The organism is Clostridium sp., from assembly GCF_036642255.1.
Lineage (GTDB): Bacteria > Bacillota > Clostridia > Clostridiales > Clostridiaceae > Clostridium_J.
This window is the reverse complement of the sequence record NZ_JAVWDJ010000005.1, coordinates 120,716-147,338: the sequence shown is the minus strand read 5'-3', so window position 1 is coordinate 147,338 and position 26,623 is coordinate 120,716. Positions and strand designations below refer to the sequence as shown.

At 30.8% G+C, this 26,623-nt stretch carries 29 protein-coding genes, 1 tRNA gene and 1 riboswitch; of the genes, 14 read left to right on the top strand and 16 right to left on the bottom strand.

All coding sequences use genetic code 11. The features are described from left to right. Window positions 1–102: 102 nt before the first annotated feature. Genes RR409_RS04385 through RR409_RS04375 form a run of 3 tightly spaced genes read right to left on the bottom strand, consistent with a single transcriptional unit; the run spans window position 103 to window position 2,081 of the window. Window positions 103–843 carry a hypothetical protein gene (locus tag RR409_RS04385; protein ID WP_332556507.1) on the bottom strand — a complete coding sequence of 247 codons (741 nt, stop codon included), beginning with the start codon at window positions 841–843 and terminating at the stop codon, window positions 103–105. Between the two features lies 1 nt (window position 844). Further along, window positions 845–1,717, bottom strand: coding sequence for an ABC transporter ATP-binding protein (locus RR409_RS04380; RefSeq protein WP_332556506.1), 873 nt, complete (start codon window positions 1,715–1,717; stop codon window positions 845–847). Between the two features lies 1 nt (window position 1,718). Next, a complete protein-coding gene (locus RR409_RS04375; RefSeq protein ID WP_332556505.1) occupies window positions 1,719–2,081 on the bottom strand; it encodes a GntR family transcriptional regulator in 363 nt (120 codons plus the stop codon). A gap of 585 nt (window positions 2,082–2,666) precedes the next feature. On the opposite strand from RR409_RS04375, the gene RR409_RS04370 reads away from it, so the two are divergent. Next, window positions 2,667–3,314 carry a hypothetical protein gene (locus RR409_RS04370; protein WP_332556504.1) on the top strand — a complete coding sequence of 216 codons (648 nt, stop codon included), beginning with the start codon at window positions 2,667–2,669 and terminating at the stop codon, window positions 3,312–3,314. 32 nt (window positions 3,315–3,346) lie between these two features. Continuing rightward, window positions 3,347–4,741, top strand: coding sequence for a VanW family protein (locus RR409_RS04365; RefSeq protein ID WP_332556503.1), 1,395 nt, complete (start codon window positions 3,347–3,349; stop codon window positions 4,739–4,741). Window positions 4,742–4,846: 105 nt separating this feature from the next. Here RR409_RS04365 and RR409_RS04360 read toward each other — a convergent pair whose 3' ends face one another. The 7 genes from RR409_RS04360 to cobT form a co-directional block, all read right to left on the bottom strand. Beyond that, entirely contained in the window at window positions 4,847–5,314 is a 468-nt protein-coding gene (locus RR409_RS04360) for a hypothetical protein (RefSeq protein WP_332556502.1), read from the bottom strand. Between the two features lie 351 nt (window positions 5,315–5,665). After that, complete coding sequence (locus RR409_RS04355; RefSeq protein ID WP_332556501.1) at window positions 5,666–6,115, bottom strand: DMT family transporter; 450 nt, start codon at window positions 6,113–6,115, stop codon at window positions 5,666–5,668. An 11-nt stretch (window positions 6,116–6,126) separates the two neighbouring features. Next, window positions 6,127–6,549, bottom strand: a complete 423-nt coding sequence (locus RR409_RS04350) for a DMT family transporter (RefSeq protein WP_332556500.1) — start codon at window positions 6,547–6,549, stop codon at window positions 6,127–6,129. Between the two features lie 228 nt (window positions 6,550–6,777). Further along, the gene (gene cobC, locus RR409_RS04345) at window positions 6,778–7,368 is read right to left on the bottom strand and encodes an alpha-ribazole phosphatase (RefSeq protein ID WP_332556499.1); all 591 of its coding nucleotides are present in this window, start codon (window positions 7,366–7,368) and stop codon (window positions 6,778–6,780) included. Then, on the bottom strand, window positions 7,365–8,117 hold the full coding sequence (gene cobS / locus RR409_RS04340; protein ID WP_332556498.1) for an adenosylcobinamide-GDP ribazoletransferase: 753 nt from the start codon (window positions 8,115–8,117) through the stop codon (window positions 7,365–7,367). Before cobS ends, cobC begins: the two co-directional genes overlap by 4 nt. A gap of 7 nt (window positions 8,118–8,124) precedes the next feature. Further along, entirely contained in the window at window positions 8,125–8,685 is a 561-nt protein-coding gene (cobU, locus tag RR409_RS04335; RefSeq protein WP_332556497.1) for a bifunctional adenosylcobinamide kinase/adenosylcobinamide-phosphate guanylyltransferase, read from the bottom strand. A gap of 9 nt (window positions 8,686–8,694) precedes the next feature. Next, window positions 8,695–9,762, bottom strand: a complete 1,068-nt coding sequence (gene cobT, locus RR409_RS04330) for a nicotinate-nucleotide--dimethylbenzimidazole phosphoribosyltransferase (protein WP_332556496.1) — start codon at window positions 9,760–9,762, stop codon at window positions 8,695–8,697. A 209-nt stretch (window positions 9,763–9,971) separates the two neighbouring features. Continuing rightward, window positions 9,972–10,160: riboswitch (cobalamin riboswitch) on the bottom strand. A gap of 233 nt (window positions 10,161–10,393) precedes the next feature. Here cobT and RR409_RS04325 point away from each other — a divergent pair. The 5 genes from RR409_RS04325 to RR409_RS04305 all read left to right on the top strand — a co-directional run bounded on the left by RR409_RS04325 (window position 10,394) and on the right by RR409_RS04305 (window position 15,171). Continuing rightward, window positions 10,394–11,086: a cyclic nucleotide-binding domain-containing protein gene (locus RR409_RS04325; protein ID WP_332556495.1), complete on the top strand. Its 693-nt coding sequence runs from the start codon at window positions 10,394–10,396 to the stop codon at window positions 11,084–11,086. 590 nt (window positions 11,087–11,676) lie between these two features. Further along, window positions 11,677–12,222, top strand: coding sequence for a hypothetical protein (locus tag RR409_RS04320; RefSeq protein WP_332556494.1), 546 nt, complete (start codon window positions 11,677–11,679; stop codon window positions 12,220–12,222). A gap of 296 nt (window positions 12,223–12,518) precedes the next feature. Further along, the gene (locus RR409_RS04315; RefSeq protein ID WP_332556493.1) at window positions 12,519–13,097 is read left to right on the top strand and encodes a hypothetical protein; all 579 of its coding nucleotides are present in this window, start codon (window positions 12,519–12,521) and stop codon (window positions 13,095–13,097) included. A 211-nt stretch (window positions 13,098–13,308) separates the two neighbouring features. Further along, the gene (locus RR409_RS04310; RefSeq protein WP_332556492.1) at window positions 13,309–14,490 is read left to right on the top strand and encodes a clostripain-related cysteine peptidase; all 1,182 of its coding nucleotides are present in this window, start codon (window positions 13,309–13,311) and stop codon (window positions 14,488–14,490) included. Between the two features lie 96 nt (window positions 14,491–14,586). Further along, window positions 14,587–15,171 (top strand): hypothetical protein, encoded by a 585-nt coding sequence (locus tag RR409_RS04305; protein ID WP_332556491.1) that lies wholly within the window; start codon window positions 14,587–14,589, stop codon window positions 15,169–15,171. Window positions 15,172–15,501: 330 nt separating this feature from the next. On the opposite strand, the gene RR409_RS04300 is transcribed toward RR409_RS04305, so the two are convergent. The 3 genes from RR409_RS04300 to RR409_RS04290 all read right to left on the bottom strand — a co-directional run bounded on the left by RR409_RS04300 (window position 15,502) and on the right by RR409_RS04290 (window position 18,118). Then, complete coding sequence (locus RR409_RS04300; protein ID WP_332556490.1) at window positions 15,502–16,689, bottom strand: metallophosphoesterase; 1,188 nt, start codon at window positions 16,687–16,689, stop codon at window positions 15,502–15,504. A gap of 353 nt (window positions 16,690–17,042) precedes the next feature. After that, window positions 17,043–17,192, bottom strand: a complete 150-nt coding sequence (locus tag RR409_RS04295; RefSeq protein WP_332556489.1) for a hypothetical protein — start codon at window positions 17,190–17,192, stop codon at window positions 17,043–17,045. Between the two features lie 350 nt (window positions 17,193–17,542). After that, the gene (locus RR409_RS04290) at window positions 17,543–18,118 is read right to left on the bottom strand and encodes a sigma-70 family RNA polymerase sigma factor (protein WP_332556488.1); all 576 of its coding nucleotides are present in this window, start codon (window positions 18,116–18,118) and stop codon (window positions 17,543–17,545) included. Between the two features lie 436 nt (window positions 18,119–18,554). Between RR409_RS04290 and murC the strand changes: the two genes are divergently transcribed. Further along, window positions 18,555–19,931, top strand: a complete 1,377-nt coding sequence (murC, locus tag RR409_RS04285) for a UDP-N-acetylmuramate--L-alanine ligase (protein ID WP_332556487.1) — start codon at window positions 18,555–18,557, stop codon at window positions 19,929–19,931. A gap of 120 nt (window positions 19,932–20,051) precedes the next feature. Then, complete coding sequence (locus tag RR409_RS04280; RefSeq protein ID WP_332556486.1) at window positions 20,052–20,975, top strand: PhzF family phenazine biosynthesis protein; 924 nt, start codon at window positions 20,052–20,054, stop codon at window positions 20,973–20,975. 84 nt (window positions 20,976–21,059) lie between these two features. On the opposite strand, the gene RR409_RS04275 is transcribed toward RR409_RS04280, so the two are convergent. Both RR409_RS04275 and RR409_RS04270 read right to left on the bottom strand, forming a co-directional pair. After that, window positions 21,060–21,482 carry a hypothetical protein gene (locus RR409_RS04275; protein WP_332556485.1) on the bottom strand — a complete coding sequence of 141 codons (423 nt, stop codon included), beginning with the start codon at window positions 21,480–21,482 and terminating at the stop codon, window positions 21,060–21,062. Between the two features lie 91 nt (window positions 21,483–21,573). Then, complete coding sequence (locus tag RR409_RS04270; protein WP_332556484.1) at window positions 21,574–21,951, bottom strand: hypothetical protein; 378 nt, start codon at window positions 21,949–21,951, stop codon at window positions 21,574–21,576. 451 nt (window positions 21,952–22,402) lie between these two features. Here RR409_RS04270 and RR409_RS04265 point away from each other — a divergent pair. Both RR409_RS04265 and RR409_RS04260 read left to right on the top strand, forming a co-directional pair. Beyond that, window positions 22,403–22,478 (top strand) — tRNA-Pro (locus tag RR409_RS04265). Between the two features lie 158 nt (window positions 22,479–22,636). Next, window positions 22,637–23,164, top strand: coding sequence for a hypothetical protein (locus tag RR409_RS04260; protein ID WP_332556483.1), 528 nt, complete (start codon window positions 22,637–22,639; stop codon window positions 23,162–23,164). A gap of 106 nt (window positions 23,165–23,270) precedes the next feature. Here the strand turns inward: RR409_RS04260 and RR409_RS04255 are convergent, their stop codons facing one another. After that, window positions 23,271–23,684 (bottom strand): hypothetical protein, encoded by a 414-nt coding sequence (locus RR409_RS04255; RefSeq protein WP_332556482.1) that lies wholly within the window; start codon window positions 23,682–23,684, stop codon window positions 23,271–23,273. A gap of 227 nt (window positions 23,685–23,911) precedes the next feature. Here RR409_RS04255 and RR409_RS04250 point away from each other — a divergent pair, with 227 nt between their 5' ends. From RR409_RS04250 to RR409_RS04240, 3 genes are all read left to right on the top strand, one after another. Next, the gene (locus RR409_RS04250; protein WP_332556481.1) at window positions 23,912–25,261 is read left to right on the top strand and encodes a [Fe-Fe] hydrogenase large subunit C-terminal domain-containing protein; all 1,350 of its coding nucleotides are present in this window, start codon (window positions 23,912–23,914) and stop codon (window positions 25,259–25,261) included. A 145-nt stretch (window positions 25,262–25,406) separates the two neighbouring features. Further along, on the top strand, window positions 25,407–26,060 hold the full coding sequence (locus tag RR409_RS04245) for an HAD family phosphatase (RefSeq protein WP_332556480.1): 654 nt from the start codon (window positions 25,407–25,409) through the stop codon (window positions 26,058–26,060). 115 nt (window positions 26,061–26,175) lie between these two features. Continuing rightward, on the top strand, window positions 26,176–26,619 hold the full coding sequence (locus tag RR409_RS04240) for a hypothetical protein (RefSeq protein ID WP_332556479.1): 444 nt from the start codon (window positions 26,176–26,178) through the stop codon (window positions 26,617–26,619). The last annotated feature ends 4 nt before the right edge of the window (window positions 26,620–26,623 follow it).

The following is a 26,623-nucleotide window of genomic DNA, read 5'->3' as shown; positions in this document are numbered from 1 at the left end:
TCTCGATAAAGAAGAAGAGCTTGTGCTATCACCACTAAACTCTTCTTCTTTACATCTATAACTTTTAAAATAAACTTATAGTTTTTTCTTAAGTCACTAATTTTAGTCCTTAATAATTGCTCTTCTTCCTAAAAGATATATAAGCCCTGAAATCCCTGCAGCTATAACAATGAAACTGAAGGATGCCATATAGGAGTTATGGCTTTCAATACCAAAAGCTTTAGATAAAAAGTTTCCAAAACTACTCCAAAAGCTTTGTGGAACTAACTGTTGATTAGCATTTGAAAAAAACATTAACAAAACGAATGGCACAACTGAAATTACAACCTTTAATACTTTATTACTTCTGTAATAAAGCATATTAACAAAAATCCCAAGGACAAAAATCATAGAATACAAGAATACTAAGAAAAACGCAGTTGAAAATAGTGTGCCAATACTGTTGCTTTGAGTCCAAATTGATGTTCCAAAGGCTTTTTGATAAATCATATCGTAGATAGTGGGACAATCCACAAATAAATTGTAAATTCTATTTAGTATTATATCTAATACCGCCATTAATGCTCCTATGGGCAATGAGCTTAGTACTAATCCCTTAAAGAAAGTCTTTCTTGTTATATTGTTTCCGAGAGAAAACTTAAAGCTACCTTTAACGGAATTAAGACCTGCTATAAATAAAAAGACTATTGTTGAAAATTCTAATCCTGAAGATGTTGTTTCTCCATTTGTCTTTAAGCTTACTATAGTTAATAGTGTATATACCGCCATAACAATAGCGTAATACACCTTCATTGATTGTAAAATCTCAAAGAATTCATATTTTGCAATCTTTAAACTTTTCATTTTAATTTTCCCCTCCATTTGTTAAGTGGATAAATAGTTTTTGAAGCTCCACCTTATTAAGCTCTAAGCCTAGGACACGGATATTTTCTCTATCTTTCTCCTTAAGTTCTCCAAGAATTGCAGTACTTTTATAGCTTCCTAAAACTTCAGTATTAATCACAGTTTTGTCTTTTGTAAAGGCATCAACCTTATCTCCAGCTCCTGCAATTGAGTAAGCTCTTTGTAACAGATCTTCCACACTATCATCCACTGCTATGGTTTTATCTTTTATTATAATTACTCTCTCAAGAATATCTGAAATCTCCTCAATAATGTGAGTGGATAAAATAATAGTCTTTGGTTTTTCAATGAAATTTTGTAGAAGTTCCTTGTAGAACAGCTCTCTATGGTTTGCATCTAGTCCTAAAATAGGCTCATCAAACATTAAAATTTCAGCATTAGAAGCTAAAGTTATAATAAGCTTCATAATGGAGTTTTGACCTGTAGACAAGGCCTTTACCCTTTTGTTTGTATCTAAAGAAAATTTCTTACTTAAACTCATAGCATAATCCATATCAAATAGTGGATAGAACTCTTTAGTCCAGGCATAAGCCTTATTTACCTTCATTGCATCAGGATAAAGGTTCTTTTCTGTCATATAAAACACTTTTCCTATTACCCTTTCATTTTCCAAAACCCCTTCCCCGTCTATGGTTATTTCCCCTTCTGTTGGAAATAACCTATTGGTTATTAGATTTAAAAGTGTAGTCTTTCCAGCACCATTTCTTCCTAGTAATCCATAGATTTTATTCGGCTCTATTTTTAGTGACACAGCACTTAATGCACAGTACTTCCCATAGTATTTAGACATATTTTTAATTTCTATTACACCCATGTTATTTACCCCTCTCTAACATTTTAACAATTTCTTCAATGGAAATATTAAGTCTTTTACCTTCATCAATTAAGGTTTCAACATATTTCTTATAGAAACCTTCTCTTCTCTTTTCCATTAACTTCTCTTTAGCCCCCACAGTAACAAACATACCTACACCTCTCTTTTTATATATTATGCCTTCATCCACTAGCAAGTTGTATCCCTTCCCCACTGTAGCCGGATTAATCTTGTAGGTTACAGATATTTCTGTGGTAGAAGGTATCTGAGTATCCTCTTCGTATATCCCCTTTAGTATGGAATCCTCAACAGCTTGTGCCAATTGTAAATATATAGGAATCTCGCTATTAAAATCTAAATTCACTTCATCACCTCGTTGGTTAGTTACTTATGTAATTAAGTATATACCCTAAGAAATATACTGTCAATACATTTTTACAATATTTACAATTAATTGCAAAAGCAAATCCCAGGAGCGCTGCACCTGGGATTTGTAAGTTATTAATTTAATCATTCAAGTCCTGTACCTAGTAATATCATGTGAATCACTATTCAGTAATATTATTGATATTTATGAAAAAAAAGTAATAATATGCTATAATAATACTTTTTTGTTTATATATTGAAGAAATAAGTAGACTAGTGTATAATTTAGCTCGTACAGTTTTAATAAAAATTATAGTTTAATTCGTATATTAATTAAATCGGATGTGTTTTGAAATGCTTAAGGTTTTATTTGTTCAAATTTTATTTTTTTTAATTTCTTTACTTGTGTGTACTGTAGTAGTTAATTTATTACAAACCAACTTATCAAAATCAAACTACAAACTTTCAAAAGAATTTTACAATCTCTTAACTTTTATTCTCATCACCGTTCTGGGTATTGCCATAGGAAGAATAATTGTAATTAGATTAATATAATTAATTGATAATTAAGGGAGCGGATACCATGTCAAAATTAATTTCCTTTCTAGAAAAACATAATTTAGTAGAAAAGATTGATAAAGAACCATTACCAACCGAAACCCCAGAAAACCCTTCCTACGAATCCACCTCAATAGACTTAGAAGAAAACTTAACAGCATCCATAATTGAGGATATTAAACATAAACCTATCGCTAAAACATCAAGCCCTATCATAAATAAAGAGGAGAATTCTCTCTTGAACAAAAAAAATAAATATGATAAGCAAATAGATATAACTGAGATCTACTCCTTATATAATTTAGACACTAACACACCTAATACGGTGTTTATGCTAGAGAATCTTATCAATGCATTGCCTCAGAACTTACCAGAGGATGTTATGAAGCAAACCATTAGAAACATAATAGTAGCTTCCAACATCAATTTAAATGAACTACTTTCTGATGGAGAACATCGATTAAAGGCCTTAGTTGAACTGATGAATGATTACTATATCGAAACCAATAATGAAATTTCTCAATGCAAGGCAGAAATAGCCAAGCTATCCACCTTAATCAACGGTTATCAAGAGCGTATTAAAACAAAAGAGCTCATGCTACAAGAACAATCCAATTTAGTAAAATCCGAAAACCAAAGAATAGAGAATATAACTAATTTCTTTAGCAATTAAAGATATTAAATTATATTTTTATAAGGTGTTAAATGAAAATTCAGTACCGTATAACCAGAACCTCAAAGATTTTAATAGCTCAATTTATATTTAATTGTATCGGTTTACTGCTAGGTCTTATTTGGCAGTTAAGCATCGAAACTAAAGAATGGAACCATCAGTTGTATAGCAATATCAATGTGGAAAATCATAATTTAGGTGGCAAAACTAAAGATGAGGCTAGAAAACTTCTAAAAACTGAATATATAGATCAGATTACAAACAAAAGGCTCCATGTAACTTTTAAAGATAGAGATTTTTCTATAGAACTATCTAAGCTAATAAATGACTCTAATTTAGACACTGTTATTAATAACGCCTTTGACTTTGGGAAAGATCTTAGCATATTGGAAAAGTATCAAATTATCAGTACTAAGTACGAAAAGAGATACAAGGTTGCTTTCACTTATGATGAAGATAATTTAAGTGAGTTTGTTAAAGCTATCCAAGACGAAATTAATAAAGAACCTGTTAATGCTAAAATCGTCACTAACGTTGATGGCACCTTAAAGAAAAATCTAGACGGGTCCCTGTTTATAGAACCTGCTGTAAAAGGTTATAAACTTTCAAACGATAAACTTCTTCAAAGCATTAGAAATCTATCAATAAATAATTTAGATGAAGATGTATATATAGATGCTTCAATAGAGGAAGTGGATGCTTCTATAACTGAAACAATGCTTGTAGATAGCAACAAAAGCTTCGCCTCTTTTAGTACAACCTTTTATTCCTCCACTAAAGGACGGTCAACTAACATAGCACTATGTGCTAGAACTATTAATGGCATTTTACTAATGCCTGGAGACGTGTTTAGCTTTAACGATATTGTAGGGGATACCACTATAGAAAAAGGCTATCTAGATGCTCCAGTTATTGTTAATAATAAGGTTGAATCTGGTGTTGGCGGTGGGATTTGTCAAGTATCCTCAACTTTATATAATGCGATTTTAAGAACTGGCATTAATTCCCTTGAAAGAAGCAATCACACCTTTCCCTCTAGTTATGTTGGCATTGGACTTGATGCAACTATAAGTTGGGATTATACTGACTATAAATTTAAAAATACGCTTAACTACCCATTGTTCATAGAGTGCTACCCCAAAGATGAAGTCCTTTATGTTAACATTTATTCTAATGAAAAGTTAAAAGAAAAAACTTACATTATTGAGAATGATATTTATGAGGTTATAAAGCCTAAAACAGAATATGTTTATAACAAGAATTTAAAAGAAGGCGAAACTCATCTATTTAAAAATGGTAGCAATGGCTATAAGGTAAAAGTAGTAAGAAAAACCTTAGAAAAGGATGTTATTGTAAACTCAGAGATTATATCTAATGATACCTACACACCGATTCCCACAGTGTATAGCACTGGTAGCAAAAGATAATATTTGAGATAAAAACAGAGCTATTTAGTCTTCACTAAATAGCTCTGTTTTTAATCTTTCATATTCCATACATCTTTGAAATTGAATTAAGGTTATCTCATAACTTTACTTCAAAGCCTTCTCCAAAGTTTCAATATGCTTAGCCTTATTATTAATGATGTCCGATAATATTTCATAGGTCTTTGTGTAAGTATCATCTGTATTATTTACAAATCGTCCTTGTACATCAATAAGCAGGGAATACATATCCTTTTCTAGATTTAAAGAGAACTCTAAATAACCCTTTACATTATCAAATTGCACTTGATAATGCTTTTTATTATATTCATTTATTAAAAATGACATTTTATCATAAGTCCAAAAGTCTATATCTTCAAGTTCTATATCCATTAGTTCCTTTTTTAAAACCTTATAATGATTAATGGTTTTGTTTATTTCCTTTATCAAAACTCTTGACATAATTTTTATGACAGGATGATGTTCATGATTCTTTTCTATACCCTCATATAATTTTTTTCTTTTGTCTTCAATGTCAATAGATTTATCTATTAAGTCAATAACGTTGTATGCCATATAATTACGCCCTCCAAATATAAGTTAATTTTCACAAATACTATATACTTACATCATAGTATTCGTTCAAATCTCAACTTTAATTAGAGTTTTAATTAATTTGATAAATTTATTGAAATTTTTAACTTAAATTACCATAAAATGCATTTCAAAATCTTTTTTTGCAAAGTGGTGTCTATTGTAATATTTATCCAAAGAATTCGATTCGCCATAGGTCATTCCCCACAAACTTTATTATATCTTCTAAAATTTATAAAAAAACAACAAAAGTAATTCTGCTAAAACAAAGCTACTTTTGTTGTGTAAATCACTAATATAAAATTTTCAAGTATACTAGCAGAATGTACTAAATTAAATACTCTCCACTATCTTAGTCTTATCTATATAAGAATTAAAGGCCATCCCACCTATAATAATAAGACCCCCAACAATTTTCCCCATTGAAATCGATCCTACTCTTAGGTAATCTATAATGATTCCAGTAAAGATTTGTCCTATAAAAATTAAAATAGTTGAATACAGAGCTGGTATTTTAGGAATTACTACATTGGAAGCTACCACCACCATTACTCCTATAAATCCCCCTAAGAAGGCATAAAAAGGAATACCATTAAAATCACTGATTTTAAACTTACCTGTAACCTCTAGTATTAACATTATAAGTAGGGTACCTGACAAACCAACTGCATAATTTATAAATCCCCCTTGAAATACACCTACCTTTTTACCTAAATTAGCATTGACTATCATTGAAATTATGGTAAGTCCACCACACAAGAAAGCTAAAATTATATAAATCATCTAAATACCTCCTAATATGTTGTCATCACAACGATTCCTACTAAGATTATCCCAAAGCCAATTAATTTTTTTCTTTGAAATTTATAAACACTCATGTGAAGTAATCCAAAGTGATCAATAAAAGCCGCCAGAACTAATTGCCCTAAAACTCCTAAAGCTAAAGTCAATGAAGCACCTAGCTCTGCAAAGCATAGGTTATTTAAAAATACCATTACAACCCCTATTGCTCCACCACTGAATAAATAAACAGGAATACCCCCTTTTATTTTGAGTTTTTCTTTTTTTAGTATTAATATAATTATCAATGTAACAAGCCCTACTGTATGAATTACAAACAATGAGAAATAACTACTTAAATAACTATCTAATATACCATTAAAGGTTACCATTACGGTAATTAAAAATCCTATAAATACTGCATAAATTTGATACATAAAAATCCTCCATTTGAAATATTCTTAGGCATTTCATGTATATTAATAAACTTAAGCTGAGAAGCCTATTTTATAATATATAAATTGATTACGTCTCTGAAGATGCCTTAATACTAGCATATCAAATAAAGACAAAAAATATATATGACATATGTCATATATATTTTTTATTTATTATTCACTTTATGAGCCAAGACAATTCCTAAAATAAATCCTGCGTTATTTCTATTAAGAATTAAGTTTCTTTATCATTGTCATATCATCAGTAACGTGGAACTCACTATACGTACCAAACTGAAAGTTAAATCTCCAATAATATTCAATCCCTAAATCTAAAAGCAATGTAGTTATTACCTTTAATGTTCCTTCATGACTTACCAAAAGCACTGTACTATCCTTGTATTCCTCTAGCATATTCTTTAACCCTTGTTCAATTCTATTATAAAACATGTTAAAGCTCTCCCCTTGAGGAATAGTATAATTCACCCAATCTTCACTCCAAAGGTTCCATTCCAGGGGATAACTTTTCTCTATTTCTTTATAATGCATAGCTTCCCACAGTCCAAAATTTAATTCCTTAAAGGCATCACAAGTAATGAGTTTACTATATGGTGTTCCAGTTATGATTTCTGCTGATTGGACAGCTCGCTTCAAGGGGCTGGTTATCACTACATCGAAAGTTATACTACTTAACTTATCTCTAATTTCTTCACAGTGTTTTATACCTTCCTCATTAAGACCACTATCCACCCATCCTTGATAAACCCTTTTCTTATTAAGCTTTGTTTCTCCATGTCTTGCAACATATAACTTCATCATATTATCATATATCTTTCCATTATAAGTATAACCAAAAATATAACTATTTCACTTATTTCATTACCGGCACCAAGAGTGTCCCCAGTCATGCCACCAATCTTAGAAGATATATAAACTTTATAAAGCAGTATTACTATCAAATTGACTACTATGACTATCCCTACACCATAACCAAGAATAGCAAAACCTAGAATTACTCCTATCACCGCCGTAATTAGTGTGTCTTTTAAAGAAACCTTTCCTATAAAAGTATTTCCAAGACCCCCTTGGGCCCTTGCATAAACAGAACAATACATAACTATTACCATAAAGGTTCTAGATAGTATTGGACTTAGTAATAACACTTTTATACTTTGAACTTCACTTATTGATAGAAGGATTCCTATTCTGAGTGCTAAATCAAAGAACATGGCTACTGCCCCATTAGTACCTATTCGGCTATCTCTCATGATTTCTAACATTCTTTCCTTGCTTCTTGCTGAAAATATTCCATCACAGGTATCTGCAATTCCATCAATATGAAGGGCACCTGTAATTAATATGTTAGAAAGCACAGTTAAAATTATTGCTATTTGGCTCGGTAATAATAATAATGCCCCTTTGTACACTAGTACATTAATGATTCCTATAATAAGTCCAACTATAGGAAAGAACTTAACACCTTTTATAAAGTCCTCTTCCTTAACATCTATTGATATATTTATAGGAATTCGTGTTAAAAACTGAATTATAAGTATAAAGTTTTTCATATTTTCCTCACTTAATCTTTACAGGTATGCCGCAAACCACTAAATAAACTTCATTGCACCTAGAAGCTATGTACTGATTAACCCGCCCTGCAATATCTCTAAATATTCTTGACAGCTTATTTTCAGGAACAATTCCATCTCCAACTTCATTTGTAACCATAACCAATTTAGCAGAACTTTTTTCTGCAGCATTAAGAAATTTCTCTATTTCTAGTATTATTTCTCTCTCTATGCTATTTATATCCTGCTGACTTAAGTTATCTATGCCTTCTGGTGACTTTTCAAACATTAGATTAGTAATCATTATAGTTATACAATCAAGAAGTATTCCACTATACTTTGTCTTTCCTTCTTCAAAAATTGTGTCTAAATTCTTATATCCTTCATGAGTATTCCAACTTTCTGGTCTTCTTTCACGATGCTTCTTCACTCTATCTCTCATTTCATCATCAAAAGGGATAGATGTTGCAACGTAAAGTACCTCTCCCTTCAGTTCCCTTATAATATTTTCAGCATAGTTACTCTTACCGCTTCTTGCTCCACCTGTTACCAATACCAATCTTCCCATATGCAATCCCTACCTTATATCCACAAGATAGTCATCTTCTAAGGCAGCTTCCTTAAAAGTTGCCATATTGTTGATTACTCTAGTGGCAGCAGTTACTATGTTGTAAGCTAACGGACATCCAGTTCCTTCTCCCAATCTCATGTTAAGATTTAAGAGTGGGGATAATTCAAGTTCCTTCATTATACGTTTATATCCTATTTCCTCTGATGCATGAGACGGAATCATATAGCCTTTCACCAGAGGATTTAATTTGTAAGCAACTAATGCTGCAGCTACAGAAATAAATCCATCTATAATTATTGGTACTCTATAATATGCTGCTCCAAGATAACATCCTACAAGTCCTGCAACATCGAATCCCCCAATCTTTGATAGCACATCAATAGGATTTTCTTTATCAGGACTATTAACTTTAATAGATAGTTCTATGGCCTTCTTTTTATTTTCATAACCGTCTTCAGTTAGCCCTGCCCCTTTTCCCACAGCTTCCTCTGAAGTGCATCCTGTAAAAGCCATAGCAATAGCACTGCTTGTACTTGTATTGCATATTCCCATTTCACCTGTTCCAATAATTGTATAGCCCTCTTTAACTAAATCCCTCACCATTTCTACTCCAACCTCTATGGCTTTTATAGCTTCCTCCTCTGTCATAGCTCTTCCCTTACACATGTTCCAAGTACCATTTCTTATTTTTTTATTCAATATCTTTGGATGATTAACCTCACCATTTACTCCAATATCCACAATCCTAATATCCATATTAGTATTATTACTTAAAACATTTATTCCACATATACCCTTAGTAAAATTTAAAGTTTGCATATGTGTTAATGATTGTGGACAAGTACTTACTCCTTCTTCCCAAATACCGTTATCTGCACTCATTATAATAGTACATCCCTTATTAATTTCATTATTTACTTTTCCTGTGATACCTGAAAGTTGTATTGCAATATCTTCTAATCTACCAAGACTTCCTATTGGCTTAATCAGACTGTCCAATCTGGTTGACGCTTCCTTCATTGCATTGTTATCCAATCCTTTAATACCACTTATAACTTTTTTGAAACTTTCCATTCCATTCCCTCCAATGACTATTTTTATACTATTCATCCAATTACCTGTTAGTTGACTAACTAATTAATCTGCTCTTATTTAATAGGTTTTTACAAATAAAAAATCCGCACTCTCAAGAGTGCGGAAACAATCCATAGAGACCACAAAGGGTACTCCTATACCTTTTGCAAAAATCCTTAGGTGCATTTCTCATCCTCCCTCCGAAGACTAAAATATTTTCAACATGAGGCAGGTTTACTGGCTTAAGGATCTCATTACTTTCCAGCCTTCTCAGTTTCCCAATGGCTTTCACGGATTTCATCCTCTATTACAGTAGCGGGGGCTGCAGTGGAATTTAACCACTTTCCCTTTTAACCCTTATACTTAACTATAAGAGCACCTAATGTTATAATATTAAGTTGTTTAATGATTGTGAAAGAGAAAATTGCAATGATCTTAAATATACTTAAGTTTTAAATATAATAGATTACTTTTCTTCCAAAATATTATTAAAATTATGATATGATTGTAACATTAGAAAAATATTAAATCAATGATTTAATAATATTAGCTACACTTCTTGCTTACAATAAAGTAAGCTCAAATAAGCTTATTATTAAATACCTACTAAATTCTAACTAGGAGAACTTATATGAAGAAGTTAACAAATAAAGATAAACTTAACTATTATGTGAAAAAATATGAAATTAACAATATATTTAGCACTGATATGACGAGTTTTATGGAACTTTTCCATTTTGATAAGGATGAGTACATCTATAAAGCTAATGATAAAATAAATTACCTTTACTTTTTTGTTGAAGGTAAAGCTAAAGTTTTCACCCTTTTAGCCAACGGAAAATCTCTTTTACTTATGTTCTGCACCCCTTTAAGAATATTAGGGGATGTTGAATTTTTGGATTCCAACACTGCCAACTGCAATCTTCAAGCCTTAAAAGACTGCCTATGTATCGGTATTTCTCTAGAAGATATAAGAAAATATGCTGCAAACGACTCAACTTTTTTAAGATATATGTGCCAAAGTTTGAGTAAAAAACTTACCAACTGCTCTTTAATCAGCTCAATAAATCTTCTTTATCCTTTGGAAAACAGGCTAGCTAGTTATATCTTAGCTATTATTCCTGAAGGGGAGACTTCTCCATTAGAGGAAATGGAAACACAAAAACTCACAGAAATTTCTGAGCTTCTCGGAACTAGTTACAGGCATTTGATCAGAGTATTAAATAAACTTTGCGAAAAGGAAATAATTAAAAAGGAAGGTAACTTACTTGAAGTTGTAAGCAGAGAAGAATTAAAAAGATTAGCTGGAGATTTATATCAATAAAACTTGAATCTTTCATTAAAATAAAAATCTTATAGAAATTTAATAAGAAACTGATGTTAGTGTATCAACAACATCAGTTTCTTATTTTTTATTAATATTCTTACTACCTAATTACTAAGGTTTATAAGGATAAGTTACTCCTACTTTGCAAGGATTTAACCGCAAATTTACGGTACACCCTAAAGGTCAAATGGTACTGCCAGTGTACGCAAGGAGTATTAAAAGTTCTTAATACTGTGGTGGGAAATGCCATTAAATTGTCCTCCTTAACATGTGAACTATAACCATATTACGTCAAATGCGCCTTCTTTATTATATGTATGAACTTTGAGAACAGTTACATGTCCTTATATTTATCTTTAACCTTTTAAAATATTACACATATAATATTATAGCAAGAAAAAAACTTTATGGTTCAACCAGGCTTCAGAAACCTTAATGTCTTGATATTCATGAGTTGAACAGTTTTTATAAGTTATATTTTACAATTAATAGATTATTCTTATGAACTCTATTGTACAAAACTAACTTGTGAATCATTTAAAAGAAGTTATTTTGATTGAAAGTGAATAAATAAAAGGAGTGTTATTATGTTTCCAGCAACAGATGGAGATTGGATAGAAGAATCTCTAGAACAAAATAAAAAAAATGATTTAATAAATTTAAACAACATCAGCATAATTGAAGTTAATAAACTTTATTACCACGTGGATTCTGAAGATATAGCTTTTAGAATAAAAATAAATTGTTTAATTACAAAGGATACCACTAAGATACCTGAAAATACAACTTGGGGAATTAATATAAATGATAGTGACAGCAAGAAATTGTTATTTTCACTTCAACTTAATGATACTAATGATAAATGTACCATTGAATTATTAGATCAAAATAAAACTACAAGAACTAGCCTTGAGGGTAAAACAAGCGTTCCAGCTGAAAAAGAAGACAATATTAAAATCACAACACTATCCTCAGAAGCTATTGATACTATAAATATGGATCAATCAAATCTTATATGTTTCAATATAGATTTTAAGTTTCCAAACAATTTGATTTATAAACACCTCCCCACTTTGATTAATAAAGAATTGAACTGCTATTTGACCTATTATATTTTAGAGTCAAGAAAGTAAAAAATTAATATTTTTTCACCAAAATAAATAGATACAAAGCTTGTAACAAAAATAGTGGACAAAGAGTATTATGTATTAAAGGCATTAATATGAAAGATTTAAATATTAATGTTCTTTAATAATGAAAGTGCCGAAAATTTGTCCTTGATAATTTTATAATATTTAGTTAGAAAGGGTAACTTTATCTACTTTATATTCATTATGCAAAAGTACCAAGGAACCTTCTTGGTGGCTTTCATTTTACCTTAATCTCAGTTATTAAAGTAAAATAAAATTAATGAGGGTGAATAAATTAAATGTTATTAAATGTTTTAAACAATAAAATTAAAGAAGTTCAAGCTCAACAAGAACTTGCAATGGGTTGTTGCTGCCAAGATTGTTCTGAAAATCCTACTGGCACTACTCCTTGTGCAACTAGAGCACGCTTTACTGTGACAACAGTTGTACGAGGTACTGTTCCTACTACTGGAAATGTTCCTATCACGCTAGAAGATATTAATTTAAGATGCGTAAGAGAGAAATGTTTCGTAGAGGATGTAGAAGTTCCTAATCCATGTCCATCAGGTGATCCTTTATTCTGTACAGTATGTCTAACTAGATTTAGATATATCGGCTGTATTAACTATGCTGTAAATATACCTTTAACTAGTGGAGCTTTCTTCACTTGCTTCAGAGATTGTGTATTTGTAGATAGCATTAGATGTTATAGTTGTGCTGAATGTGAAGATCTTCCCGATTGCCCACCTGCAGGTGGATTCATTCTTGGCACGCCTGTAGCAACTATAGATAGTAGTGTACCGGTTGGAAATACAGGCTTTAGTATAGTGACCTTTACAATAACTATAGGTCTTACTAGTCCATGTGCTGTTGCTTAATCTGTCACTGAAACTGAAGAATAGTTAAACTATAATCTAAGCTAGGAATATGGAAAAAGCCTATATTCCTGGCTTTTTAAATAATTAATGACTTCTATGACATATCAATAAATACTATCTCTGTTTGTTAATATATACTTTTATAACTCCTCCACTTATAAAAATACTTACTCTTAAAAATCATATAAGCAAATTATAGGATGATGATATTATGAACATTAAAGATAATAAAGAATGGACTATATTGATTTATGCAGATGGAAATAATGAAATGGAAGATGTAATTTATAATTCTTTTAACACCTGTACAAGTTCATACGTAGGCGAAGATACAAATGTAGTAATAGAAATTGGGCTTTTAGGCAAAATTAACTCCCCTGAAGGTAAATGGTGTGGAGTAAGAAGATATTGTATTAACTGTAAAGACACCATACAGACAAAGTATAATGATATAAATAATTACGCTGATAATACCTCCTCAAGTTCTGTAAATCCTATATTTTTAGAAGATTTAGGAAATCACAACATGGCAGATCCAAATAATTTATTTAACTTTATAAGTTGGGGAATGAAAACTTATCCTGCTGAACATTGTATGGTTATACTCTCTGGTCACGGCACTGATTTTGTTGGTTGCCTCACTGACTTAAGCTTTAGTAATCATTATATAATGGGAATTCCAGAGATGGCTAAAGCTATATACCTAGGAAGTAAAAGTGCAAATTCAATTATTGATATATTAGTCTTAGATATGTGTTTCATGAATTCCATTGAAATTGTTTATGAATTTTCCCAATATACCGACTTTATAAAGACTATGATAACCTACACTAATTTTGCCCCTTATGAAGGTTTAAACTATAAAAGATTAATTGAATTTATGGCTTGTAATAGTCACACAAAAGATTTGAACAAATTTATAACACTCTTAATAGATACTTTGAAATTTAGCCTTACAGCTTATAGGTTAGACAAAACTCAGTTGGATAAAATTAAGCAAACACTTAGTGATTTAGGTTTATACTATTTAACCAAACATTCTAAAGTAGATTGTGCTTATAAATCTACTGAGCAAAATCAGATTATGGACTATCTAAAAGAATCTCACTGTGAAGAGTTAAAAAAAATTAACAATGTAATTAACTCTATTATAATTCATTGTAAAACAAAGTTCATGGGGTTAAACTCTTCAATTAAAATCACCTCAGAGGATGTGTCAGCCCTAATATTTTTTTATAGTAAGTTAACATTTTCAAAGAATAACTATTGGACAAAGTTATTGAGCAATTTACCTATAGATGAAGAAGGGAAAAATATAAATAAAGTTAAAGTGAGAACAATTAATTCCACAACTTCTACTATTCACTATATTTTACCCTTAAATTCTGTTTGAAATAAATAATCCTTATTTGAAAGTTAGTAATTTATCTTTATTTCTTCATTATTAGCCTCAGCGAATTAAAAATTGTGTTTATATGGAGGGTAAAAAATGTTATCAAAAGTTTTAAATAAAAGAATAAACAATCATAAATGTATACCATATTGTCCTTCAATAGATTTTTGCAATCCTAGTGAAAACTGCGCATTAATAACTTTTGAAGGTGGAGGAAGTCTTACTCCTATCCCTGATGTGAATGTAGGCTTTACAGTAGTGCAATTTCCTGGATGGATAACTACCATTGACAGTGAAGCTGGGGGAGTTGCTCAAACAGCTAACGAACCATCGCCTGAAACTAGTGCCGCCTTTGTTGGTGCACCTAATTTCAGAGATATAATTTTTACTAATCCTGTTTCAAATATAAAGCTATTTTATGCATCAGTACAATCAGTAACCATAGAGGCCTACGATGAAAATAATAATCTACTTGGTTCAGACAGTGGTGCTGCTAATGCTGGAACTGGAGTAAATCCACCTGGTGATGATGGTGTTTTTAATAAGTTTGATGAATTAATTATTACTATAGGTACCAATGATATTTTTAGTCTTAGAGTAATTGCTAAAGAAAATGATACAGCAATTGATAATCTTATTATATGTATAGAGGGAAGGGGCTTATTAGTAAAAGAGTATTAATTTCACGTGAAAACTTAATATATATATTTAATTAAATAATGAATAAGTTCATTTTCTTCAACGACTTTGGAAGGAGATTTAACTCCCACCTAAAGAGTCTGGGAGACTTATTCTTTCAAAATGTCGTTAAAAGTGTAAAAAATTCACCCTGGAATATTCCCTATAAATAAAAACCAAGCCTACAATAATAGACTTGGTTTCTTTATTAGATATATAAACTAAAATTACTTTTAATTTACACATCCTTATAATATTATATGAATTTATAAGGTTATTGGTATTATTTAATTCAATAATAGTGGAATTAAATTTAAACTACCTTTATATCTTTTATCTAGCAGCGTCCTTTTCTACAAAATTTACATTGCTGGTTAAGTTTATCTGGACAATCTCAGATCTGCTTCCTATTCTTATTGGTGGTCCCCAAGTACCGTATCCTGATGATACTACTATATTGAAATCTTCCATGGCATCAAAGCCATATACCATATCATATCCCCTATTTACCAAAAAATTATAAGGAATAAATTGACCATTATGAGTATGTCCTGATACCTGTAAATCCACCTTTTCATTTCGAGCTTCACTTATATCCTTAGGATTATGATCAATAACTATTACAGGCTTTGTTTTATCTAAGGGTTCTGTTATGTCCTTCAATGCTTTTCTACTTCCACCCATTCTCTCAATAGCTACATCTTCTCTACCTACAACATAAAAACTATCATCTATAAGTCTATAATCATCTTTTAGCACTGTAACTCCTTGCTCAGTGAGTAACCTTGTTAACTGGTCTGCTTTTTTTCCAAGATCATGATTCCCAAAGGAAAAATAAGTTCCATACGTACTAGTTAGCCTTCCAACTTCTTTTGCCATTTTATTATCCACAAAGGGCTTTATTGAACTATCTATTAAATCTCCTGCAATAAGCACAATGTCCGGCTTCATTTCATTCACTTCATTAACTAAAGCTTTTAGTCTCTTTATATCCATGTAATCCCCAAGATGTATATCTGAAATCAATGCAATTTTCAGGTTATCAAGCTTTAAAGTCTTAGCAATCTTCACATCATAAGCCTTGACATAAGAACTTCGTCCACTCCATGTACCATAAATTAAAATGGTACCAATAACTAATCCAAGAAATATGGTTAGATAAAAGTTAAAATTATTATTTGCTACTACATGCTTAGGCAAAAATGAATATTTACTGTTTACAAACCTTACCATATCAAATATAGGGAAAATAACCATGAGATAAGACAAAATGGCTACATAATATATTCCCACATATAAAATAGGATTTGCAATATAGGATGGAAGGTAGTCGCCTGCAATTTGATTTACTACATAAGTAAAGGCGATTATCCAAAATATAATCCAAAACACCTTCGCATTTAGTTCATATTTAAATTGTATTCTTTCCATTAACCGGCTTCCTACATAGTAGTTTCCAATAATATAAATAGAAATGGCAATTAAAACAAAGATAAAAATTCTAAAATCAAAGTTTTTCATAAACAAATTCCTTCCTCAATTTGAAATATTTTATTGTATTTTAGATACAATTAATATTTTCCAAATAAGGTTATGCTATTCATCTTTAAAGATTTTTGATATTACCAATATTTAGCCTTTACTGAAAACAAAAACAATATAGAATCTGGGATTAGTGCCATTGTGGTCTTGATACCTTAAATAAAAAAAGAGCAGCTATTCATCCATAACTACTCTCAAAAATATATATAAATTATAGGGACTTGGTAAATTAACTGTAAACAGATTCTTTCTATCTGCTTATCTCACACATTTATGCTTAAAGTTTCTTACATAAATACTATATCTATAAATATAAAAATTAATGTTAATTATTAAAGTATTATATCCTCAAATTGCCATCCTAAATATTCAACATCTATCCCATTGATTATTTCTTCAAGCTCATTCATCGCTTTTTTATCGTCTCTTATCTTATAATTAAACTGCCATGTAAGATACTGATGATCAACAATTGACAACATTTTAACACACTCCCTTATAATTAACCTTCCACAGTTAATATCTTAGTGGTTTCACTTATAAAAAACCATTTATCTCAATGATAATTTGTATAAATTTCTAGCATTTTCATTTAATTATAATTTAAAGCATCTTATATTTCATTCATTGTTTATATTTTAACATAGTTCAAAGAGAAATGGAAGCCTTTTTTCTAATATTTTCAAAATTAAGATTTTTCAATTAATTATGCTATAATTAAAAGGCCTTTTTTATTTCTCATGTTTCTATTTGATAATAACATTTCAATGTTATTATGAGTTCATTAGCATATATCCACTTTTATTCTGCTACTTTTAGAAAAAATTATGGCTTAATCCATTATATCAATTTCTTTAAGCAAGGCTCTTAATATTTCTAAAGCTAGCCTTTTCTTCTTCATTAAGGTAGAATACTTTATATTATTCTCTATAGAATACTTTGCAAAACTTCCTTTGTTGTTAATATAACAATAATTAATAATATCCTTTAAGTCCTTTGGAAGCTTATCCACACATTTTAATACTAGCTTCAATGTATCTTTTTTCATAAGTTTTTCTTCGAAGCTTTCTTCTGACCCAATGATATCCCCTAATTCCACATTCTCTGATATGATTGTATTTAGACTTTGAACATAGTTTTCTTTAGCTTTTCCCCTAATTAAATAGTTAAAATTATATTGTATTGCAGCATTAACATAAGAGGTAAAATTTCCTTTAGTTAATTCATAATTCTTCACTGCGTTTATTAGTGAAATATATCCAATTTGAATTAAATCATCTTTTTCATAACCATTTATGTATACATTGTTGCTACATTTAATAATATAAAACTTAAATTTGTTCATTAATTCCTCTAGAGCTACCTTGTCCCCACTCTTAGCTCTTATTACTAAATCATCATTACTCATAAATTTCTCCCCCTTAGATTTGCTTCAATAATTAAATATGCAGAAACTTGGGAAGTTTATAAAAATAAATAAACTTTTTAATTTTTTATATGTTTTTATAGAATTTTCATCATTTGTAAGACCTGATGTATCAGTAAACCCTGTATTTCTATATTAATACGAACATTAGTTCTGGTAAAGTGAATCTTCCATTTATTATATTTTTTATTTTTACAGTGTCCTTTTTAAGTATTTTTGTATATAATTTAAAGATGGACTATTTTATAATATATCAAAAGGAAGGCTCTTCTAAGCCTTTGTTGTGAAAACAATTTGCCACTAGCTAACTTTTGGCAGGAGCTAGTTCTTTTTCTAGAAGTAATGGAACAAAGAAACTTTGTTCATTGTTTAAGTAATAAAATCTACATAGATTGACTAATTATGAGGAGATGTTATAATGTCTTTTGATTTTCTAAAGGATACTCACAAAAAAGTTCACTTTATTGGTATTGGCGGAATAAGTATGAGTGGACTTGCAGAAATACTACTAAAAAATGGTTATAGAGTTTCTGGGTCTGATATGAAGGATTCTTCTATAGTTGATAAGCTTAGAAAAAAAGGTGCTGAAGTATATATAGGTCATAATGGTAATAACATAACAGATGTGGATTTGGTGGTTTATACTGCTGCAATTCACCCTGATAATGATGAGTATATTAGAGCGATTGAGCTTAACATTCCAATGATGGATAGAGCTGAATTTTTAGGGAAAATAATGCTTGGACACAAGTATGGTATTGCAATATCTGGAACTCACGGAAAAACTACTACTACTTCAATGGTTTCACACATTGTTTTAGAAGAAGATGTAGACCCAACTATTTTAGTAGGTGGAGAACTGGATGCAATAGACGGAAATGTTCTTGCTGGTAATAGTGAATACTTCATTACAGAAGCTTGTGAATACAAAGGCTCCTTCTTGAAATTTTTCCCTTATGTTGGCATAATACTTAACATAGATGCAGATCACCTTGATTATTACAGAGATTTAAATCATATCAAGGAAACTTTCCAAAGCTTTGTAGATATAATTCCTGTGGATGGCTATGTTATAGGAAATGGTGATGATTCTAACGTCCTTGATGTAGTTAGAACTGCTAAGTGTAATGTGATTACTTACGGAATAAACAATGGTGATTATAGAGCTAAAAATATAACCTATAATGCTGTAGGCTGCGGCACCTTTGATGTTTATAAAGGAGATACCCTATTGTTTAAAGTAGAACTTAACGTACCAGGAGAACATAATGTACTAAATTCTCTTGCTGCAATTTGTTCATCCCTTGCCTTAAACTTGTCTACAGAATCCATTATAGCAGGTCTTTCAAAATTTAAGGGTACTCATAGACGATTTGAGTTAAAGGGCGTTAAAAATGGTGTTTATGTGATTGATGACTATGCTCATCACCCAACAGAAATCATCGCCACTTTAAAGGCTGCACAAAATTATCCTCACAAGAAAATTTATGCGGTTTTTCAACCCCATACTTATACTCGAACCATCACATTATTTAATGAATTTGTACATTGTTTTCATGGTGCAGATGAAGTTATTCTTGCGGACATCTATGCTGCTCGTGAAAAGGATACTGGAATTGTTAGCTCTCAAAAACTTGGTGACTCAATTAGAGCTATCGGTGTCAATGCTCTCAACTTCCATAGCTTCGAAGATATAGTTTCTTATTTAGATGAAAATCTAAAGGATGGAGACTTGCTTTTAACCATTGGGGCAGGAGATATATACAATGTGGGAGAAATGTATTTAAATAAATAAAAGTCAAAGACTTTGGTGGGAGTTTACACTCCCCCAAAGTTTGTTTTATATTAAATAAATTCCACAAAATGTTTTCAGCTAATATATTATTCATAAAATAAATCATGGGGAGAGATACATATGAAAAAAGAAGTATATATCGTTAACGCCTTTACCTTTATGGAAAAGGGTGGTAATGGTGCTGGTGTGGTAGCCGATGCATCTGGCTTATCTTCGGAGCAAATGCAAATTATTGCAAAAGAAATAGGTCTATCTGAGACCGCTTTTGTAACTAAGGCACAAAAAGATGAATATGATTTTCTTGTTAGATTCTTTACACCTACAACAGAAGTAGACTTATGTGGCCATGCTACTATTGCAGCTTTCAGTACCTTAGGTCAGTTAGGAATAATTAAAGGTCATAATGAAACTGTTATAGTAAAGCAAAAAACTCTAGCAGGAGTATTGGATGTAGAACTTACTTTTAATGAATGTAACTTGGACACAGTGCTCATGACTCAAGCTACACCAAAATTCTTGTTTGCCCTAACAGTAAAAGACTTAGAGCCTCTTTGTGAGATTTTAAACATCTCCATTGATGATATTGGTGTTGGAGTATCAGGTTATGCGGCTAGACCAATGGCTGTATCTACAGGACTTAGTGATTTGATACTACCTATGAAATCTCTTGAAGGTTTAAAATCAATAAATCCTGACTATAATGCCCTAGCACAATATAGTAACGAAAGAGAGTTAGTAGGAGTTCATGCCTTTACTTTCCAAACTGAGAGCAAAACTTCTACCGTTGCTACAAGAAATTTTGGCCCAGCAGTCGGTATAGATGAAGAAAGTGCAACTGGTACCGCCAATGGTGCCTTAGCAGCTTATCTAATTCACAATAAATTATACCCTTTCACTGATGATACAACCATAGTATGTGAACAAGGTTACTACATGAATAACCCTAGTGAAATTATTGCTAAAGTTGAAGGTGAAATGGATAATCTCATGGTTAAAGTCGGTGGAAAAGCTACGATTTTAGATAAAAGGTTAGTAGATTTATAATAAAAAAGAAGTAACTATTAAATAGTTACTTCTTTTTTGCTAATTGGTCCTCAGGAAAATTTTCCTAACCCTCTTAGGAAATTACTAATATCTTTCGAATATCTTTTTAACTTTTTCCACGTCACTTTCATCTAGAAAGTAGTATGCAATTCTGTACTCTCTAATTCCCACGCGGAACTTAATTGCCTTCATAGTAAAACGCACATCACTAATATCATTGAACTTAAATATTTTTCCTTTTGAAGAAATATTGTTATTTAATTCAAATCTATCCTTTTCTATTCTAAGGTAATTTATGTTTTCAATATTTTTCACTTTTTTAATAACTAAATAGGAAACTAGAAAAGCTATTATAGTCAATACTAAAAATAATCTTCCGTAAAATATCTTTTCTCTTAAGAATAATCCTATAGTAGTAATTATAAAAGATACACTCATAAGTAAGCTTATAGCTAACTGTTTTCTGGTATGTCGCTTAGTGGCAGCATTAAATTTAAATTCCTTCATATATAATCAATTCCTCCTGAATAAATCCTTCGAATAATGGCTATTATAACAGAATTTACGGCTATTTGTATATAGGCTTCTAAGTTTAGAGTTAAATTTTATCATATTCTAAAGGATAGTTACTCTTGTTAATTATAAATTCTATATAGTAATCTTTAAATAGAACTTTAAGATGAACTTTACTATAATCTATCTCTATGTTGCTAATAGTGGAATGGATCCCTTCATCTGCTAAGAAATGAATTGTTCCAATATTGTTATTTAAATCTTTGCAGAGCCTTATAATTATACTGTTAATATTATTATATTGTATCCTTGAAGTTACAACCTCTGGCATATTATCAATACAAAGATTTATCGTTCTCATATCCACTGGAATAATTAAATCAAGATCTTCATCTCTTTCTTTAAACACCTTTATGGGAAAATCACTTATTAAATTCAAATTATATTCTTTAAACTCATTCATAACCTCACCTCAAAATTTATATTTATTAATATAACCTTTATCATAAAAATATATCATAAATTACATTATAAGGTGTATATACATTCCAAATTTAATTAACTTTCAGTTTATTTTTAATGTACTCAATTATTTATATCAATTTTTTATAGTAACTACCTTGAGTTTATGCCTACTTCCTATTGTAAAATTATCATAGCTCTCTTATTCATATAAAGAATATATGAGTACTATAAACTTAAAGGAGTGGCATTAGCCAAAAATTCCTCCACTATATTAATAATCTTACTCCTTCTTAGAGTATTATGGAAATGAGTACTCATTTCCATAAAGTATGCTATAAACCTCTTATTGTTGGTTATTATGATGATTTGTATATCAATAAATAAAAAAACATGTTATTAAAAAAATCATTGACAATATGGGTTGTCTATAATATAATATTCTTTGTCAGCGGGGTGTAGCGCAGATGGGAGCGCGCGTGGTTTGGGACCATGAGGTCGCAGGTTCAATCCCTGTCACCCCGACCAAAAAGAGAGTTACTAATGTAACTCTCTTTTTTATTTCCTATACTTTCTCTAATTCACCAATCAAATCCTGTTTTTTCACCATTTAAAGTTTTTTTAATATTATAATAATAGGATCTGCTTTAAAAGATCCATATTAAAATACTACGGAGGTTTTTTATATGCCCCTAAATTGCCCTGAAAATATCACTCTAGAATTCCCAAATTCTCCTGGTAACACCTATACCTTTCAGTTCAATGGTGTAACTTCACTTGGAGAAGGTTTGTATAGATGGTGTTATACTGTTAGTCAATCTTTATTACCTGGCAGCGGTAGAGGTCTAAGTCATTTCATCTTAGAGTTTTGTCCAGATATTACAAGAGATAATATTACTAGTGTAACTTTAGATGGTGTTCCTTTAAGTGATGAGGAGCCAAATCCTGATTTTGAATTCGGTAATATAAAAATTTTCCCACCAGCTAATGACCCATCTATTTATGGTATTAAGTTTGATGAGCTTGGCGATCTACCCTCTACTTTATGCTTTACGCTAAATATAAATGTAGAACCAGCACCTGGTACTTTATCTATTAAAACTGGCGGCGGCCCAGCATCTGTAGATACAGTATTAACACAAGAAAATGCTATTTGTACACCTGGCTGCACTATAATACCACCTCGTGGAAGAGGCGTTTATTGCAGCATTTAATCCTTAATTAACTTTGTAATTAATTTTATAAATACAAAAGATACTGGGCTATTGGTTTCCACCAATAGCCTTATTTTCATTCCTTAGACGGGTACATTTATGACTTTTAATTAAGGTTGATATGAATCAAAATCATAAGTATTACCACCAAAGAGCCAATTACATGAAATTTTATAAATTCTCTTTTTTTATCTCTGTACATTAGTTTATTCATTAAACCTATCACTATAACAAACAGTATTGATAACCCTGCTAAAAATCCACTAAAACTAAAACCTACATTAATACTCATTATGATACCATGAATTACTAAAGCTGTAAGTGCTCCTATTCCACATAGAGTATGATTTCTCTCCAAGCTTTTTAAGATCTTTGTAGAAATATCTATAAGCTTTCTATTTCTTCGTTTAGATAATCCTCTTATAAACTTATGATAAAACATATGAGTTATTATTTTTAAAAAACAAAAAATGATTAATGCTATGGCTACAAAACCCCAAAACCTACCTAAAATTATCAAAATCTTCCCCCCAAATATCTTCTATTTCTATATTTATATTAATCCTATACCAAAAGTTATGCAGAAATTTTTACATATTCTATAAAACCTACCCCTTAGTATAAAATTCCATTACATAGACAGAATAATAACTGTTATAATTTAGCAATAATTAGAATAACAATACATGTACTTAATGTAATTATAAAAGTCTTATATTAACAAGAATATTTTAGGATGTGTTATTTATGAAAGAACAATATAGTGAATTGTTTCAATCTATTATTAAAGCTTATTACAATGGAAGATTCGAAGAAAAAATAGTTGAACTTTTAGATAAAGAAGGAATAGATAAGTCTCATTTAGCTGCTGCTATTTCTAGTCTTTGTGGTGTAGGAGTAGATCTTAGTGATAATTATATAGAGGAATTAAAACATGCTATTAGAAATTATGACCTTGATCACAAAGTAGTTAATAAGGTTAGAAAATGTAACATTGACTGTAACATAGACAAAAATGGCAATACTCATTGTCAAGACTCTTGTCCCTTTGATGCTATACTCGTAGATGAGGTTAAACACACCACTTACATCAGTAGTGAGAAATGTACAGATTGTGGATTTTGTGTTGAGGGTTGTCCTACTGGAAGTATACTAGATCGGGTAGAGTTTATTCCTCTTGTGAACCTACTTCAAGGAAATCCTCCAGTAGTGGCAGCAGTTGCCCCTGCTATCATGGGTCAATATGGAGATGACGTTACTATTAAACAATTAAGGACTGCCTTAAAGAAAATAGGGTTTACAGATATGGTAGAAGTAGCTTTCTTCGCCGATATGCTCACTTTAAAAGAAGCCATAGAATTTGATGCTCAGGTTAAGACCAAAGAGGACTTTATGATAACTTCCTGTTGTTGCCCAATGTGGGTAGCTATGCTTAAAAGAGTATATGGAAATTTAGTTAAGCATGTATCTCCAACAGTTTCTCCAATGATAGCGTCTGGAAGAGTCTTAAAACATTTAAATCCTACAGTAAAGGTAGTTTTCATAGGCCCTTGTGTTGCTAAAAAGGCTGAAATTAAGGAACAGGACCTTCTTGGAGACATTGATTATGTTCTAACCTTCTCAGAGCTTAAAGAAATATTCGAAGCCTTAGAAATCAGCCCTTCTGCATTACCAGAAACTGAATCTGTTGAATATGCCTCCCGTGGTGGAAGGCTTTATGCTCGTACTGGTGGAGTTTCGATAGCCATTGCAGAATGTATAGAAAGAATGTTTCCAGAAAAACAGGATTTGGTTAACCCAGTTCAAGCTAATGGTGTAAAAGAGTGTAAAGAGATGCTATCAAATCTTCAAAAGGGAGTTGTCTCAGGAAATTTTATTGAAGGAATGGGGTGCATTGGCGGTTGTGTTGGTGGACCAAAAGCTATAATTCCAAGAGATAGGGGACGCGAACAGGTGAATAAATTTGCTGAGAACTCTGCAATAAAAGTAGCTTATGATAGCTTAGTGATGAATGCTATGCTAGATAAACTTGGTATATTTACTATAGATGATTATAGAAATCATGAAAAAACCGAAATTTTTCATAGAGATTTTTAAAAACTATACAGTCCTAAGTAGATGCAAACTAGTACTGTTAAGCTATATGGAAATTTTTATATAAGTTGTTAAATTGCTAGAACTTTATCTTTTCATCTTTATGTTTAGTATCTTTTCTGATATACTACCCTTCAGAGGTGATATTATGATAAAAGATATTAAAGCTGCAATTTTTGATATGGATGGTACAATTGTAGATTCCATGTGGGTATGGGATGAAATAGATTCTGAATATTTAGCAAAGCATAATGTTGAGTTACCTCCAACACTAAAGCATGATATCTCACACCTAAGTTTTAACGAAGTTGCCCTTCATTTTAAAAATGTATTTAATTTACCTTATACTATAGATGAAATACAAAATCATTGGAATGAAATGGCCTATGATAAATACTGTAATAAAGTCAATCTAAAACCTGGTATAAAACCATTTTTAGAAATCCTAAGACAAAGAGGGATAAAGATTGCACTGGCAACAAGTAATAACATGTTGTTACTTGAAGCTTGCTTAAAAGCAAATGGCATATATGAATACTTTGATGTAATAACCTTAACAAGTGAAGTATCTAGGGGTAAGGATTTTCCTGACGTGTATCTTTTAACTGCTGAAAAACTTAACGTAGCCCCTTGTAACTGCATAGTTTTTGAGGATATTCTTCCTGCTGTAAAGGGTGCTAAAAAAGCTGGTATGACTGTAGTTGGTGTGTACGATGAATATTCTAAGATTCATCATGAAGATATAAAACTTTGTGCAGATAACTTTATAATAGAATATGATGAGATAATTACTGCAGAGTAGAGATGCCATTTTTGAGGCATCTTTTTATTTATAATTAAAATGTGTTTAATATTTGTTCAACTTTCCATGCATAAAGAATAGTATATTAATAATAGTACTTTATGGAGGTACAACCTTGACTACTTTTTTAATCTATACCCTAATCTTTACTTGTATTGCACTTGGTTTTTTTAATTACTTAAATATACAAAAGCTTAACGATCAAAATCTCAAACTCAGGGTTATGGCAAAGCAGAACAAGGACTTAACTGCTCAGATAAATATAATAAATAGACCTGTAGATAACTTAAAGGTGCTTTACCATCCTATAAATCATCTTCATGGTGAAATCACTAGCAGGACTTCTTTATATCTTTCACCCCTTTATAATAGCCCTGTACTTAGAATAATTCATGGTGGTACTAGGTTACAACTTTTAGATCTTTGTGAAACCTATGATAGCCTTTGGTACCAGGTAAAACTTATCCTTGATGATAACATCAATATAAAGGGCTATGTAAAAAGAGAATTCGTGAAAGAATTAGAAACTGTAGAAACTGGATTAATTTATAAGAGATAAACAA

Coding starts and splice junctions, on each gene's coding strand:
- RR409_RS04385 (WP_332556507.1), bottom strand. CDS start 843: ATGAAAAGTTTAAAGATTGCAAAATATGAATTCTTTGAGATTTTACAA.
- RR409_RS04380 (WP_332556506.1), bottom strand. CDS start 1,717: ATGGGTGTAATAGAAATTAAAAATATGTCTAAATACTATGGGAAGTAC.
- RR409_RS04370 (WP_332556504.1), top strand. CDS start 2,667: ATGTCAAAATTAATTTCCTTTCTAGAAAAACATAATTTAGTAGAAAAG.
- RR409_RS04365 (WP_332556503.1), top strand. CDS start 3,347: ATGAAAATTCAGTACCGTATAACCAGAACCTCAAAGATTTTAATAGCT.
- RR409_RS04360 (WP_332556502.1), bottom strand. CDS start 5,314: ATGGCATACAACGTTATTGACTTAATAGATAAATCTATTGACATTGAA.
- RR409_RS04355 (WP_332556501.1), bottom strand. CDS start 6,115: ATGATTTATATAATTTTAGCTTTCTTGTGTGGTGGACTTACCATAATT.
- RR409_RS04350 (WP_332556500.1), bottom strand. CDS start 6,549: ATGTATCAAATTTATGCAGTATTTATAGGATTTTTAATTACCGTAATG.
- cobC (WP_332556499.1), bottom strand. CDS start 7,368: ATGATGAAGTTATATGTTGCAAGACATGGAGAAACAAAGCTTAATAAG.
- cobS (WP_332556498.1), bottom strand. CDS start 8,117: ATGAAAAACTTTATACTTATAATTCAGTTTTTAACACGAATTCCTATA.
- cobU (WP_332556497.1), bottom strand. CDS start 8,685: ATGGGAAGATTGGTATTGGTAACAGGTGGAGCAAGAAGCGGTAAGAGT.
- cobT (WP_332556496.1), bottom strand. CDS start 9,762: ATGGAAAGTTTCAAAAAAGTTATAAGTGGTATTAAAGGATTGGATAAC.
- RR409_RS04325 (WP_332556495.1), top strand. CDS start 10,394: ATGAAGAAGTTAACAAATAAAGATAAACTTAACTATTATGTGAAAAAA.
- RR409_RS04320 (WP_332556494.1), top strand. CDS start 11,677: ATGTTTCCAGCAACAGATGGAGATTGGATAGAAGAATCTCTAGAACAA.
- RR409_RS04315 (WP_332556493.1), top strand. CDS start 12,519: ATGTTATTAAATGTTTTAAACAATAAAATTAAAGAAGTTCAAGCTCAA.
- RR409_RS04310 (WP_332556492.1), top strand. CDS start 13,309: ATGAACATTAAAGATAATAAAGAATGGACTATATTGATTTATGCAGAT.
- RR409_RS04305 (WP_332556491.1), top strand. CDS start 14,587: ATGTTATCAAAAGTTTTAAATAAAAGAATAAACAATCATAAATGTATA.
- RR409_RS04300 (WP_332556490.1), bottom strand. CDS start 16,689: ATGAAAAACTTTGATTTTAGAATTTTTATCTTTGTTTTAATTGCCATT.
- RR409_RS04295 (WP_332556489.1), bottom strand. CDS start 17,192: ATGTTGTCAATTGTTGATCATCAGTATCTTACATGGCAGTTTAATTAT.
- RR409_RS04290 (WP_332556488.1), bottom strand. CDS start 18,118: ATGAGTAATGATGATTTAGTAATAAGAGCTAAGAGTGGGGACAAGGTA.
- murC (WP_332556487.1), top strand. CDS start 18,555: ATGTCTTTTGATTTTCTAAAGGATACTCACAAAAAAGTTCACTTTATT.
- RR409_RS04280 (WP_332556486.1), top strand. CDS start 20,052: ATGAAAAAAGAAGTATATATCGTTAACGCCTTTACCTTTATGGAAAAG.
- RR409_RS04275 (WP_332556485.1), bottom strand. CDS start 21,482: ATGAAGGAATTTAAATTTAATGCTGCCACTAAGCGACATACCAGAAAA.
- RR409_RS04270 (WP_332556484.1), bottom strand. CDS start 21,951: ATGAATGAGTTTAAAGAATATAATTTGAATTTAATAAGTGATTTTCCC.
- RR409_RS04260 (WP_332556483.1), top strand. CDS start 22,637: ATGCCCCTAAATTGCCCTGAAAATATCACTCTAGAATTCCCAAATTCT.
- RR409_RS04250 (WP_332556481.1), top strand. CDS start 23,912: ATGAAAGAACAATATAGTGAATTGTTTCAATCTATTATTAAAGCTTAT.
- RR409_RS04245 (WP_332556480.1), top strand. CDS start 25,407: ATGATAAAAGATATTAAAGCTGCAATTTTTGATATGGATGGTACAATT.